Genomic DNA, 14,419 nt, shown 5'->3' on the forward strand with positions numbered 1-14,419 from the left:
CGTTGTTGAAATTTCACAATATTGATGGGTGAAATGTATTTACCAAATGAAGAAAATAGGGTATTCTTGTCCATGGTATTATCCTTTGCGTTGGATTTGGACAGGAACTACCTGACCTTACCAGTGTAAAGGAATTTTTTATGCACGAAAACACCTGAATACCGAAGATTATGATGATTTTGAATGCTGTGAAAAAATTAATGCAACGCTAGTGTATTCTAAACGATAAGCTATTCACTACAATAGATAATCAAAAAAGGGAAAACTCCGTCCTGAAATTAGAGGTAAACATATTACTAAGCTTAATTGAAAAGGTCAATCAATTAACAAAAAATGGTTATGAAGTTTTGGGGATTGAGAAAACTGAAAAAGGAGGAGAATGGGTAATTATATTTTCAAACTGGGACTATATTTACGTTGGCGAATGGCATGGTTATTACAATGATCACGTTTTGTCACTAGCTTATACCTTAAAACCTGACAAAAAACGGCTTGTAATTGATGATATCCAAACTACAGAATTCAACAAGGGATATGGATCAGTAGCTATGAAATATCTCATCGAATTTGCACAAAAACAGAAAGTCGAAATAATTTCAGGCTGGATTTCACCGGTTGATTGGGATCATATAAACAGATTAAAGAAATTTTATGAAAACCATGATTTTATTGTTTCGTTAAACCACGAAGCTAAGAGGGGGAGCATTAAACGAGTATTAGTTGTAAATTAATAGGTTGACACTTTGGTAAGAACTTTAAGGGGTAAGGGGTATCTGCAAAATAGATCTAGTGTCGGTTATCCGCTCCTCGATGAGTAAAATCCATAAAAATGCCGCCAGTAGCGGGCTAACAAGCTTTATTTAGAACAAAGTCAACGAACACCGGCGACCGCAGCATTCCGCTCTTGGTCCAGTTACGAAACTTCACAGTCGCCTGTAGCTTCGGCTCCAGGTACACGAAATTCTTGTCCTCGCCAATTACCAGCTGTTGGCACACCCCGCGAAACGCCCGCTTATGTGCTGGAGGCACGCCCAACTCAATTACGCCAACCGGCCGTAGTCGCCCGTCGGTCTCCAACACGGAAGCCAGCCATCCAAAATCCCCTTTCCTATACCCGGATATATACACATCTGAGTACTGGTAGTTGATCACCTTGATCCAGTCCGCCGATCGCTTACCCACGTACGTACTGTCCTTCCGCTTACAAACGATACCCTCCAGGTCCTGCTCCTTGATGGCTTCGAACAGCGCGCTTCCCTCTTTTTCGATGAATTGAATCTTGTGAATCGCCGGCGCATCCGGAACAACGTGGTCCAGGATCTCTTTCCGCTTGAGCAACGGTAGCCCGCGCAGATCCCGGCCGTCGTAATGCAGGATATCGAACACCATGAACCGGACCGGAACGCGCCCCATCGCAGCAGCCACGCGATCAGGCCCTTTAGTTTGAAATCGGCTCATCACCCGCTCAAAGTCAATTTGCCCATCCTCATCGATGCTGTAGACCTCGCCGTCCAGGATGACATCCTTGTTTACCGGCAATCCAGCAGCTCAGGATACTGGACCGTGCATGGGCGATCCGATACTTGCTACAGCTATTCTGGATCGACTCTTACACCATTCCCACATCGCCAACATTAGGGGGAATAGTTACCGACTTCGTGAAAAAATGAGGACTGGAGCCTACGGCTCTCCCTCTACCACCTAACCAACAAAAAATCGCCGGGTGGGTCAGTTCTAAACCGGCGATGGTGGGTCAAAATAAAGTCGGCGTTGACACTAGACAAGCTTTTATATGTTCGAATTTAACATTTCTCCCAATGGTTTATAGAGTATACGCAGGATGTAATGCCGAGTCCATCATCAGGTGAAGATGAAGGCTGCAGCAACGACAACAATATGAATCTTTACCGTCATCGCTTATTTCAAGTTGCAATTTCTCAGAGTTTTTCTATTTGATCTTGAATCGTCCAAAAGTCACAAATTATGTAATGCTTTTCCCCTGTTGTTTCAATTTTTGATTGGAAAATCATTCCACATTTAGTCGGATTGACTCATTCCAAATTTTTCAAAAAGAGTGTATTTTTAGTTTAGAAGTTGTGCTATCTAGTTTTGGCTAAACTTCAAACACATAATTCAAAGGAGGAATGGTTATGCTAAAAAAAACTAAAGTAGGTTCACTTTTTGCTTCATTAGCGATAGCTTGTTTATTGTTACTTTCGAATACTCCTTCTTCTTCAGCTCATACTGTTTCAACAACGAGTGGTAGTTGTTGGAGTTATTTGGGTTCTCATAATCCATCGACCTCGGCTACTTTTAAGTACGATGCATCTGTTACGTCGACCTATAAAACGGCAAATGCTAATGGAGCAGATATGTGGAAAACTGCTACTGGGAATAAATTAACTGCTACACTAAACACCAGCTCTCCAAACACCATTTTAGAATACTGGGGAACACTTAGCGGATATTATGCTTACCACACCGTCACTGGCGAGAACGGAGAGCATCAAACTAGCTGGCAAATTGATTACAATGCTTATAAGATGCAAAACTTTGGGTCTTTCCGTGATACGATTGCTGCACATGAATGGGGACATGTTTGGGGGTTAGATGAAAGTAGCTGTGGCCAAGTCCTTATGTATTCAAGGATTGGAGACGGTGGTGGTACAGCTACATCCCCAACTTCCTCTGATGTAGCTGGTGTTAAGGCAATCTATGGATTCTAATAAAGGGGGACATTCCATGAAAAAACTCTTGGTATCTACTACTATAATTCTGTCAATTGTTGGGGTTACTGCTGGTGTATCTTTTGCTTTACAGAATTCACACAGCCAAGCCGATCTTACCGTGGTTAAGGAACGCAAAAAATTCAGTGGACAAGTACCTGCAATAACATTAGATGAAGCGATTGAAAAATCTGAGATAATTGCAAAGCTCAAAATAACAAAGTTGGTTAAAGTGCATGATGAGCAGGGACAAAAGTATTCTGAGTTTGAAGCAGAAGTTGAAAAATATTACAAGGACAGCTCAGGTAAAAATAACCAGTATATACACTTGTATCAACACGGAAGTCCTGAAGGTGACTTCATTCAAAATCCACTTCTTGAAGAAAATAAAAAATATGTACTGTTCTTAGATGAAGTTGATACAGGTACGGAGGAATTTGGAAAAGCATTGATCATGACAAATGAAGGGTACGGGCGATTTAATATTGAAGGGGAAAATTTAATTGCCCAACTAAAGCATATCACTGATGAAGAAAAAAAATCAGGAAAAATGCTCTCTAATGAGAAAATAAAACCGGAACCAATAAAAAATGTCGATTTCGAGAAGATTCTAGATGAAAAACTGAACAAGAAGTCAAACTAGCATTGGATAATCAGGGCTGTCCCTCAAGTAGATTTTCTACTTGAGGGACAGCCTTCTTTTGTCAAGAAAGCAGGCAGAAAAGGTTGGATTTCTTTGTGTCCACTTTACGGCATGGTGATAATACGTAGATAAACCGAAATAATTAAGTGTCCAGCCTCTTGCCGATTTACATTTGCGGTATCCCTCCTTGCACGAACCCAACCTTACGAGACACCACGGAAATTATGCAGAAAACTCTCTATCATTGGATTCTAATCGTAAAATATTGAGTCTACTATTAGTAATACTTTAACAGTATGTCTACATAGTAAGAGTACTTGCTTAGTAGGCAATTACAAAAAATACTCTTGATAAGATTTGATATATGAATCTTCCGTCATCAAACGGTTCGTCTCATTGTCGTAATAACATAGGTTCAAGAAACATTTTTATCACCTAGAATTATTATATCAGTCGACTTTCCGTTAAACGGTGGTAATGAATGGACGTAACACTTCAGTTTTAGAGCGAGGAGAGCGAACGCGTGGGACATATGCGTCTTATAGAGAACGGTTACTCTTAATGAACACCTAACGACGGAAATTCAGGCGATTCGCTGACCTTTTTTGGAGGGCTCCCGTACAGGAAATCTCTTTGCATGGGATACACCACTGGCAATCCTGATCAGGGTAATCTCAGGTCATTCCCAACCCATGATGAAGTCAGGAACAATCACCGGATGTGCCCGGCGTAAAAGTCGGGCTCGCGAAAAATGAGGAAACGTTGACGGGCTGGAGCGTCCGTCGGTGTACGGAGTGGATGCGCGAGGTTCAGCCCCGGGTACCCGTGAGACCGTTTTGGACCCGATGAACCTCGTTGAGGACGTATATGCGGTATGTCTGTCCGGCGGGAGCGCCTACGGTCTGGATCCGGCCATTGGCGTAATGCACTATATGAAGAGCAAGGCGTAGGACTCTACCTCGGATTTGGGGTCGTGCCGAACGTTCCACGGTATTGTTCGATCTGGCTGTCACCGACCATCGAATTCGCCAAGACCAACCGAATGGGGTATCAGGCTGCCACCTGGGCATTTTGGCGTTAATAATTCAGTTTTGGGAAAATTTGAAATCTAGTTCAACGTAACATAAAATTATAATAAGAAATTCAATAACTACTCTCCAAAGAGGAGCATTAAAAGGAGGAACGAGTATGTCTGTCAAAGGAATCACAACAAAAATTTTCGGTGGGAATATTGCAAAGAAGGAAGAGTACGTTTATTGGTTTGGTAGCAATCGGAAAGCAACGATTGAAGTTTTTGACTTTAGCGATGGAAAAGGGGAAAGTTATGGAATTCAAGCAACTCTAACAGAAACAGGGGAGAAATTTGCAATCGAAACAGGATTTACAACAGATAAAGAGGCAGGTCTTAATGAGATCCTGTCATTAGTTGAATCCAAGTTGCTCCAAAACGATGAAGAGGTTAAGGAGACTCTACAATTATTCGATCAACATAAAGGAGAATAAACATTTAGCTTAACTAAGCCTTCGATTCCGCAATCGAATGGCTTTTTTGTTGTACTCATTCAAGTTTCAAATGAGCCCTGCAAAGAAAAACCGCTCGAACATAACGAGCGGCTGACATGCTTTATAACAGAACCTTCAGTTGACTTTCCTTTAGCTTTTCCGTTTGCTTCCTCAATACTCCCCGTCTTCTTCCAGGATGACTTGTTTTATCAATTGATCGAAATATTGGGAGTTTACGCCGCCATTTGGCTGTTCTTCAGTCACAATCAAGATTTTGTCCGAATCCGGATCCGCTTCTTGGAATGGAACAATGCCGCTTTGCCGGTAGCCTTCCAATTTTCGTTCCCATTTGTCGCGGTATTCCGCCATCGTCATCATCCCTAAGTGTTCCCAGTAGAAGACACGTCCCGTCGGAACATGCTCGATGGTAAAGTCCGGCTTGATCGCCCGGCCGTCGGACAGTTTGAATTTGTCTTCGTAGGCGTAGGTAATCAGGCCTTGCCTTTCATATTTCAGCAGCGTGTTCGCGATGATGACCTCGTTTTTGGACAGCATCGGTTCCCCGCGTTCGGAAATATTGACGTAGCGCGAATCGTACCGCTTTTGGCTGATCTCTTTCAGATCGGGCAGTGCAAACAAATCGGTCAATCGTCTGGCTGTTTCCGAGAACGAATCGGAAGCAAACTTCAAAAACTCGTGAAACTCCCCTTGATGGAGGATAGTCACTTTTTCTTCCTGGCGGGTCAGCGCGGTGTACAGCAGCTCACGGCTGAGAATGCTGCCCCCGGAAGGCAGAATGAAAAAGACTTTGCCAAATCCGCTGCCTTGCGCTTTGTGAACCGTAATGCAATAGGCCAATTCCAATGAATAATCGCCGTCTTCTTTCAACTGATTGGGCCAAAACACGTAACTGTAGCCAGGTTGGGTAGAAAACGCGATTTCAACATTCGGCTCGTCCTTGGAGGGGCTGGCTTTCCCGCGGAATTCGCCGGTGACGATCCCGACTTCGCCGTTTGCGATGTAGCGCAGCGCACTCTCTTTCTTGGCCACAGGTTTAATCCATTGATTCTGGTGCCATGTGGTATTCCGCAAGTTAATCACTTTGTCGCCGTAGACAAATCCATCCAGCCCTTTTGGTTTCGCCACCCGCGGCTTTCGATAGTAGGGGGCTCCTTCCGGCTGGACATTCTGAGCCAAGTCAACAAAGGACTGTCTGTACCGAGACTGGATGTATTTGTTGACTTCGCGAACCCCGTAGCCGTATCCGTTGACCGGAGAGAGGATTTGCCACTGCTCAATGGACTTTTCCGCTTCGCCCACATTGAAGTATTGGTAGCCCGAAACCTCTTTTGCCCCGATGCGCAAATTGAAATCCCATTCCTCTTTCCCGTCCGCCAGCTGCAATTCTTCTTTTAAAACCTCCTGCAGTTTTTGCCGCAGATCCAGGCTGTCATACCATTTCACCAACCGGAGATGGCCGTCGTCATATGCTGGGCGGGACGCGATTTCGTACACCTTTTCCAAATCGTGCTTGTGCACGGTGTCTCCGAAGCACCGGCTGAGTGTGACATCCAGGCGCTCCAGGTTATCGTCCGCAGCGCTCTGGCGCAAAATTTGGACCAGTTCCGCGTAGGCCGGGCCAACCTTCAGATCTTCTCGTGCAAACTGTCCCGGGCGCAAAAGCTTGACGATATCAACAAAAGGCCTGCCTGTCCCGATCGGGGGGAGCTGCCGATAGTCCCCGACCAGGATCAGTCTCTTCACCGCGCCGAGGGCGTCAAACAGGGCGGCGAGCTGGTCTTCCGTCAGCATGGACGCCTCATCCACAATGACCGTTTGCGCACCAGAGATTTTGGGCGCCTCGGGATTTGCATAGTAGGTGCCGGTCAAACCATCGTATCGATGCGGATGAAGAAACTGCGCCAATGTTTGGGCCCTCGTGCCCAGCTTTACCCGAGCCTTCCCGGTTGGAGCCAATTTCAGCACACCGCCGCTTTGGATTTCAGGGATTTTTTCAAAGATCCGTAGCAATGTCGTTTTGCCGGCCCCGGCAGGCCCGATCAACACCGAGAAGCGGTAGTTGCAAAGCGTCTTCAACGCTTCGGCTTTCTCTTCGCGGGCTTTCATGTCGAAGGCGGAAGGCGTTGATTGGGAATCGCTGTCCTTGAACTCGTCATTTACGAGAGCCAACCAATCAAGCTCGATTCCGTACGTTTTGTTTACGATGAGATTTCGGTCAACCCGTGTCCGGATGATCTGCTTAATCTCGGCCAGCCGCTTCAGCTTCAAATACAGCATGGGCTCGTCGCCAACCAGGATGACCTCCTCGTGAAAAAAGTCATCCTCGGCGTACGCGAGAAGAATGTCGGCATTGATCGGACAGGGAGGGTCCGAGACAATCGAGGTGCTGCGATCCAATATGTCGCTGACGGGCAGCAAAGAGTGGCCGGCAGCCGCCGCTTCCTCTAAAATCTGGACCACAAGCGCCCGGACGCGCCTGCGATCCAAAAAATCGACAACCGTGGACGGAGCGGGAATCGGGAAGGCGGCCCGGATTTTTTCTACGGGCAATACCGCTTTGTCCATTTGTTGAAACGATAGTCCGTTTTGGCGGGATCTCGTTTTTTCGTAGATCATATAGGGATTGTCCAGGATTTTTCGGACAGTACCGATATCGACACAGGCTGCCTTCCATAAGAACTTTGCCTGATCGTTGTTTAACTGGCAGCGACTAAGCAGTAGGAGCAGCTGCTTCTTTTCTTTCGGCAGCGTTCTCCATAGAGTCTGATTGGTAGGTGTCATCAGCTTCTTTCCGCGATCGCCCAAAAGGTGGCCGGGAGAAGAAACCTCCGCCTCCAGGACGTCCCACGGATTCGTTTGGAAAAGGTCGCCATCCCGCTGTACGATGAACTTCTCGATCTCCCACGCGATGGAATTGGCGTTCTCAAATTGGAGCGCAGCCAACATCGGGCCCATCCCGGGGAAAGCCCCCCGCATGTCCCAGATTTCCGAGACGCGGTTGTCGATCCATTCGAGTTCTTTGGAAAAATTGTTCTCCAGAATGCGTGCGCTCTTTTTGAGACTCTCCGCCATGGCAAAGAGAGAATCGATCGCTGTATCGTGTTCCACCAGTTCGGACGCGTAAGAAAACTGCAGAAGATCGGGAGCAAATGCCGCGTAGTCCCGCAGCGGCACATCTTCCCCTGTCTGTCTGGCATGATCGAGAAGCTCATGATACGGCATCAGGAAGCCATCGCGATCTTTCGGGGTCAGCGTATGGGTGACACATCGATCCCACACATAGCTTCGATGGCCCTGATAGCCTTCCGGATAACTATAATGGTTGATGTCGCCGACGGATTTGACACGAGCGACACCTACAATGACCCGCTCGTTGGGCTCCGAAAGAGGGGTATGTTTGCTGTAGAAAAAGATGAGGGACTCTCTCGGCTTCAGGCAACCGAAAAAGGCATCCAGCAGTTCTTTTTGATTATCGGGATGCTGGACCCAAATATTGCGATCGAACCCGAGCTTCACTTTCTTCTCTTTTTCTGGGTCATAGGCAAGTTCGTACGTCAGCGCTTTGTCGGATTGATGGGTTTCCGCGTTTTTCATCATCCACAAGAACGGAACGGCATTGATGGAATACGGCTTGTGGTGATAGATGCCGGGGAGAAAGTTCTTGAATAAAGGATTGATTTTCGCCCAGGAATGCTCGGTGGGCCGCACATATTCCTGTTCGGACAAGAAAGCACCCTTTTCTTCCAAGCACGGCGGCATCTGCTGGATAGATAACTCCGATAGCTGCCTACCGCCATGATCCTGTTCAAATGACAAATCTTTTCCGGTATCCACTCGGGGGAGAATTCGGCAAAACGAATTGTCGAGCGCATTGCAGCAAACGGTTCCGTTCCATTTATTATCGTGCCAGGGAACCCTGGCGGACAAATGCTTGGTAGGCAGTGCTCTCATGGCTCCTCCTTTGTATACGAAATCAGTACTTTGGTGAGTTTGCAAGCAAAGAATAATTTCGGTGGGAGTGTCGAATTTCCTGCCTTTTCCTGCCGATTTGTAGTACAAAAGACGGGGAAGTGCAGTTTGGTGACTTGGCGCGGGGCAGTATCTGGTAAAGGAGCTGCTGTACGAGAAACAGGGGTCAGATGCAATTCGAAACCATTCATCGCTGGCTGGAAGAGGACGGTGTGGGCCATCGTGATTGACGAGAGGAGGTGATCGTGTAGCAGACCGCGTCATTGACCTGGAAAATTAAATGTAGCTAAGGGGAATGTTTGACACCGAGGGCATTGAAGAACACTTATGGGGGAAATATGGCAATAAATTTGATGCTATTCGAAGGGTTATCAAATTGGCAAAAGAGTTTGTACAAGCTTATCCCAGTGAAAGACCTGTTGGTTCATACAATCATGTGGTTGATAACGTTGTTCTAGTTTTTTACACACAAGCGGTAAATAACCTCATGGGGGGTTGAAAGAGGTGCATAATAAAAATCTTAGCTTATTGGTAGGATTTTTATCGCAGACCCTAAATCATGTCAACGATTACTTGAGGGAGGATGTTACATTTTGCCCCATTTGTATACAGGACGGATTTCACTGCCTTTTTCATCAATGGAAGCTGATTCAAGTTTGCCCTTATCACCTCGTTCCACTAATCTCGCATTGTCCCAAGTGTGAAAGGCACATTCCATATCTGTTATCGGATAAAGAGATGAAATCGCCTTTTACCTGTATTTGTGGTTATTCGTTTATTCATGTAGATACATTATTTCAGTACTTCGATAAATGGAGGAGCACCAGTCGAAGAAACATACAACTTGAGAATCTTAAAAAATGGCTATCGCTAAGTGATAATCAACGGGAGCAATTAGGAAGCATTCATTTTCATCCGGATGCAGCAGACGAAAACATGGATTCATTACTGGATCGATTGCTATTAGTTCTCGGATCTGCAAAAAATGAATCTGTTCAACACAAGGTGGTGAGCTCGGCAAAATATATGGAAAACCTCTCAGAGATGTTGGATAGAGAAGAAAAAATAGCTGGTGAAAATTATTATCGTCAGATACAAATTCGAAAATTTGTCGAAGTAGTTTATTCTGCTTCCTATGTAACTTTAAAGTCAATAACACGCCACTTTCGAAAAACAATCTTTATGAAACATCGTACATGCATTCGTCGAATGGTTAAAATGGACAAAACAGGTGCAATTTGTCCTTATGCATATATATATGTGGCTTGGCAAAAAAACATTTACGACTATAAAAATTACTGGCAAGTAGATCGAAGATATCATCCTGATCGTTGGTACAAAGATCGCATTGAATTCGCTTCAAAACAAGACATGCATTACCTAGAGCAGCTATTTTTTGATTGGCAGAATATCCATTATGTCACGCAAATTCCCAATGCTAAAGCATCATCGACCAAGCGGGTCTTTAACCGAGTCATGGGTGTGTTAGTCATGAATCATCTTAAAAATTGGCTTCGAATAGCTAATAAGAATGTACGAGAAGGGCACTTGGACTGGTATGCACCATTTGATTATGAAGGCATGCCATTTTATATCATACAGTTTAACAAGATGACGCATGATCCATTAAAATTTTTTTGGTGGCCAGATAGTATACAAGAAAAAATTGAATTAACCTGTCCTTTTGATACGACTAAAAAAAGGCGAAATTATCGGTATGAAACCGTTACATATGGTGAAACTCCAATGCAAGCTGCAATGAGAAAATTCAATGATTCCTTTAGCAATAACAAGGGAGCACCAGAAGCTGAGCAATGGAGAATGGCAAATCCACTATCCATAAAGAAGGATGGATTGTAATATCAAGCGACACCTATTGCTAGATAAAAAAATGGCCCATGATTGATTCGTGTAAAATGAAGTCACCACAACACCATTTACACAGGAGAATCAATAATGAGTTATTCACGTCATATACGTAATAAACCCTCAACACAATAATCTCATGGATCTGGTGGTCAGGTAAAAACGTCGGAAAAGAATAGATTGGTGCAATGGATTTTGCTATATTTAGGTCTTTTGTCTACTGAATCATAGACGCGTTTGTGAAAAAAGTGTAAAATTTAGGAAACAAACCGTGACGAAAGAGGTAAATTTATGGAGATTAATGGAGCGAAATGGTGGAAGTTTGATTTTCATACACATACACCTGCTTCTTTTGATTATGGCAAAGGTGAACATGCTTTAAAAAGCCTTACTCCTAGGCAGTGGCTTTTGGAAGTCATGCGAAATGAAATCGATTGTGTAGCAGTAACTGACCATAATACTGGCGCTTGGATTGATAAACTAAAATCAGAGTTAAGAGATATGGAGGAAGACAGTATAGAAGGGTATCGGCCTTTAACAATATTTCCTGGAGTAGAGATTACAGTACATACTGGTATACATTTATTAGCCATATTTGATCCTAATGAAACGAGTGAAACTATCATAGAGCTTCTCGGTGCTTGTAAGTTTGATGGAACAAAAGGCAATTCTGACGGTTGCACACAAAAATCATTCAGTGAAGTTGTTGAAGAAATAACCAAAAGAAACGGTATTGCAATACCTGCACACGTTGATCAGCCAAGTGGTCTATTTGTGGTTCATGAAGGAAACACATTACGAAGTAGTCTTCAAGCAAATGGCTTATTAGCGATTCAGGTCTGCGATACTTCATTTAATAAACCACAAATTTATCTGGAATCAAAACTGAATTTTTCAGAAGTGGCAGGGTCTGATAGTCATCATCCGAATCAACTTGGAACAATCTACACATGGGTTAAAATGGAGAAACCCGACATCAATGCGTTAAAACTTGCACTTCATGATGGTGAAGACGGGGTGTTAAGGTTTGATAATTGTCCTCAAAATCCAAATGATTTAAATAATCGATTCTTCATAAAGAACATTGAAATAAGAAATGCAGCAAAAGTGGGAAGAGGTGCACCCCTAAAGATTCCATTTAATCCCTGGCTAAATACCATAATAGGGGGTAGAGGTTCAGGAAAATCAAGTATTATTGAATTTTTGCGTTTAGTATTAGATCAAAAGGATAATTTGCCGGAAAAACTAAAGATAGATTTTGAAAAGTTTGCCCAAGTTTCCGAAGGACGCGGTAAACTGGGAATGCTTACGAGTGAAACGGAAATTAGAGTTGAATTGAGAAAAGATGGAAGAGATATAGCTCTTACATGGAAAAACAACCTTATTAAAGAGGAACACATAAATAACCAGGGACAATGGGAGGAACAAGAGCTAAGTAGCATTATTGGAAAAAGATTCCCTGTACGTCTGTTTAGTCAAAAGCAGTTGTTTGAACTTACACATGAACCGAAAAGTTTAATTCATCTAGTCGATGGAAAACTTGATAAACTGAGTTGGAACGAGACGAGAGATGAATTAGTTAATAAGTGGTTAGATTCACGAAAAAAAGAAAGAGAAATTGCATTAAAATTGAGAAATAAATCAAACATTAAGTTACAACTTCAAGATACAAATGCAAAAATACAAATATTTGAAGCTTCAGGTCACAAAGACCTCCTATCCAGTTACAGAGAAGTTCAAAATATCTCTAATGAAATAGATGAGTTGTTAAATAAATTCAAAGAAATTAGAGAATCTGTATCTACACTTGCCACTACAATGAATTTACCTAACATCTCAGACGTTTTATTAATGGGCTTAGATCATACCTCCTTAACAATTATTAAAAACAAATTGAAGGAGTTTGCTTCACTAAAAACTAAGATGGAAACTATAAGTACTGAAATTAAGTCGTATGTTGACCAGGTTGAAGAAGACCTTGAAAAAATTCCCTTTTTCACTAAAAAGAACGAAACAATTCAAAAATATGGAGAGTTAGTTCAAAAACTCCAGGAGGCAGGAGAAAAGAATCCAGAAGCATACGGTGAGTTAGTGTCAGTAAGGGAAGCACTAACAGCAAAAATAAAAGAAACAGACAAGTTTGAAACTGAGCTTGAATCTCAGAAACAAGAATCAAAACGATTGTACCAAGAGATTGTCCAACATCAACGAAAGCTTCGTGAAGAAAGGTCAAAAATAATTGAGCAGTGGAATTCAAGTAATGAGAATATACGATTGTACCTTGATGAAATGGGTGACATAGTCCAAGGTGAGGCTACGTTCAGGGATTTAATCCGACGACCAGGGAAGGAATTTTCTAAAGATTTATGTGATCGTGACAAGGATGACAATCCCAAAGGTGGTTTTTTTAATGATTTACTTTCAAAAAGTGCTGAAGAAAGATGGTCATTTAGGGAAACCTTTATCAAGCAGATTTTGCAAGGAGAAGATGCTTTATCAACTTTCAGTAAACCGTTTTTGAAACATATCCAAAACATCTCAACAAATACACCAGAGGACATAGATAGATTATGCACTTGGTTTCCTGAAGATAAGATCATCTTAAAGCTGTTTAAGGACGGTCGCGAAGAAGATATTGAAACCGGATCTGCGGGCCAACGAACAGCTGCGATGCTTTCGCTTCTTCTACTCCTTGACGATAGCCCTCTGATAATTGATCAACCGGAAGATGATTTGGATACTAAGCGTATTACGGATTTAGTTGTTGCTGGATTAAGAAAATTTAAGACAAAACAACAAATTATTGTTGTTACCCACAATCCAAATATTCCGGTAAATGGAGGGGCTGAAAATATTATTCAGATGAATTACGCACGGGGCTTAATTAGAACACTAGCACATGGAGCTCTTCAAAAAAACGAAGTAAGAGAAGCAGTCTGTGATGTCATGGAGGGAGGGAGAACAGCATTAAATAATCGCTATTTTAGAATTTCTAAAGCTCTACAATAAAGTATGATTTCTGATTAGTTTATACACTTTAATAGGTGTCGAAAATGCATGCGTTATTTCGGAAAAGTCCTGCTTATATGCAAAGTAAAGTTGAGGCTTCTCATCGTAATATTTTTTTGCTTTTTCCAAAGTATCCCAAAGAGAAATAAACTGAATTAGTCCCTTCGATCTTAGTAGCTCGATCTTTTCTTTACTTAAGATTTCTAACATAGTTTCACCCTCCGAATGATTTATTTGATGATATTTAGTTGGACATCAATTTATTACAAATTTTGTTGGAAACAGGAGCTGATTTCTTCGGCTCCTGTTCCTAGTTCTGCAACATCAACTGGTTTCAGTACATAAAATAGCATTTTCATGAACTGAATTTTATTTAGTTAGAATGAACAAAGAGGGTGTTTACCTCTCATATCTCTATTTCAGGCATTGTAGGTTCACTTTATATTATATGTTTCCTCAAGATCACAACATCAATTTATCGCTGGGTATTTCGATAATAACTTGGACAAAAATCAACAATTAATGTGATTTATGTTATCATTCAATACCATTCATGACCAGACGTGGCACAAAAATTTTATCAGCAGACACCGGCCAACTAACTCTAACTAGGACGTGTCTGAAAACTAAAGAAAATGTGGTATGATTTAGGAAAAACGAATGGAGCAACGAGCATGATTCA

8 protein-coding genes and 1 pseudogene are annotated in these 14,419 nt (G+C 42.7%); 7 read left to right on the plus strand and 2 right to left on the minus strand.

The window, feature by feature from the left end:
• Window positions 1-347: 347 nt before the first annotated feature.
• The gene (locus AC3WQH_RS23955; protein ID WP_492332284.1) at window positions 348-731 is read left to right on the plus strand and encodes a hypothetical protein; all 384 of its coding nucleotides are present in this window, start codon (window positions 348-350) and stop codon (window positions 729-731) included.
• A 115-nt stretch (window positions 732-846) separates the two neighbouring features.
• Here AC3WQH_RS23955 and AC3WQH_RS23960 read toward each other — a convergent pair whose 3' ends face one another.
• Window positions 847-1,539 (minus strand): ATP-dependent DNA ligase, encoded by a 693-nt coding sequence (locus AC3WQH_RS23960; protein WP_290426911.1) that lies wholly within the window; start codon window positions 1,537-1,539, stop codon window positions 847-849.
• Between the two features lie 31 nt (window positions 1,540-1,570).
• On the opposite strand from AC3WQH_RS23960, the pseudogene AC3WQH_RS23965 reads away from it, so the two are divergent.
• From AC3WQH_RS23965 to AC3WQH_RS23980, 4 genes and pseudogenes are all read left to right on the plus strand, one after another.
• A pseudogene (locus tag AC3WQH_RS23965) lies at window positions 1,571-1,705 on the plus strand (ATP-binding protein); the annotation flags it as partial.
• A gap of 445 nt (window positions 1,706-2,150) precedes the next feature.
• On the plus strand, window positions 2,151-2,726 hold the full coding sequence (locus AC3WQH_RS23970) for a matrixin family metalloprotease (protein WP_157797588.1): 576 nt from the start codon (window positions 2,151-2,153) through the stop codon (window positions 2,724-2,726).
• Window positions 2,727-2,742: 16 nt separating this feature from the next.
• Entirely contained in the window at window positions 2,743-3,369 is a 627-nt protein-coding gene (locus tag AC3WQH_RS23975) for a hypothetical protein (protein ID WP_005836358.1), read from the plus strand.
• Between the two features lie 1,188 nt (window positions 3,370-4,557).
• Window positions 4,558-4,872: a hypothetical protein gene (locus AC3WQH_RS23980; RefSeq protein WP_005836285.1), complete on the plus strand. Its 315-nt coding sequence runs from the start codon at window positions 4,558-4,560 to the stop codon at window positions 4,870-4,872.
• 171 nt (window positions 4,873-5,043) lie between these two features.
• Here the strand turns inward: AC3WQH_RS23980 and AC3WQH_RS23985 are convergent, their stop codons facing one another.
• Window positions 5,044-9,126 carry an ATP-dependent DNA helicase gene (locus AC3WQH_RS23985; RefSeq protein ID WP_310670604.1) on the minus strand — a complete coding sequence of 1,361 codons (4,083 nt, stop codon included), beginning with the start codon at window positions 9,124-9,126 and terminating at the stop codon, window positions 5,044-5,046.
• Between the two features lie 672 nt (window positions 9,127-9,798).
• Between AC3WQH_RS23985 and AC3WQH_RS23990 the strand changes: the two genes are divergently transcribed.
• Both AC3WQH_RS23990 and AC3WQH_RS23995 read left to right on the plus strand, forming a co-directional pair.
• A complete protein-coding gene (locus AC3WQH_RS23990; RefSeq protein WP_039971927.1) occupies window positions 9,799-10,722 on the plus strand; it encodes a hypothetical protein in 924 nt (307 codons plus the stop codon).
• Between the two features lie 297 nt (window positions 10,723-11,019).
• Window positions 11,020-13,737 carry a TrlF family AAA-like ATPase gene (locus AC3WQH_RS23995; protein ID WP_005836281.1) on the plus strand — a complete coding sequence of 906 codons (2,718 nt, stop codon included), beginning with the start codon at window positions 11,020-11,022 and terminating at the stop codon, window positions 13,735-13,737.
• Window positions 13,738-14,419: the final 682 nt, after the last annotated feature.

Source organism: Brevibacillus sp. FW301-21C12A, from assembly GCF_058788915.1.

Excerpts from the sequence above, each read along its gene's own strand:
- AC3WQH_RS23970 (WP_157797588.1), top strand. The coding sequence starts at position 2,151 with ATGCTAAAAAAAACTAAAGTAGGTTCACTTTTTGCTTCATTAGCGATA.
- AC3WQH_RS23975 (WP_005836358.1), top strand. The coding sequence starts at position 2,743 with ATGAAAAAACTCTTGGTATCTACTACTATAATTCTGTCAATTGTTGGG.
- AC3WQH_RS23980 (WP_005836285.1), top strand. The coding sequence starts at position 4,558 with ATGTCTGTCAAAGGAATCACAACAAAAATTTTCGGTGGGAATATTGCA.
- AC3WQH_RS23985 (WP_310670604.1), bottom strand. The coding sequence starts at position 9,126 with ATGACGCGGTCTGCTACACGATCACCTCCTCTCGTCAATCACGATGGC.
- AC3WQH_RS23990 (WP_039971927.1), top strand. The coding sequence starts at position 9,799 with ATGGATTCATTACTGGATCGATTGCTATTAGTTCTCGGATCTGCAAAA.
- AC3WQH_RS23995 (WP_005836281.1), top strand. The coding sequence starts at position 11,020 with ATGGAGATTAATGGAGCGAAATGGTGGAAGTTTGATTTTCATACACAT.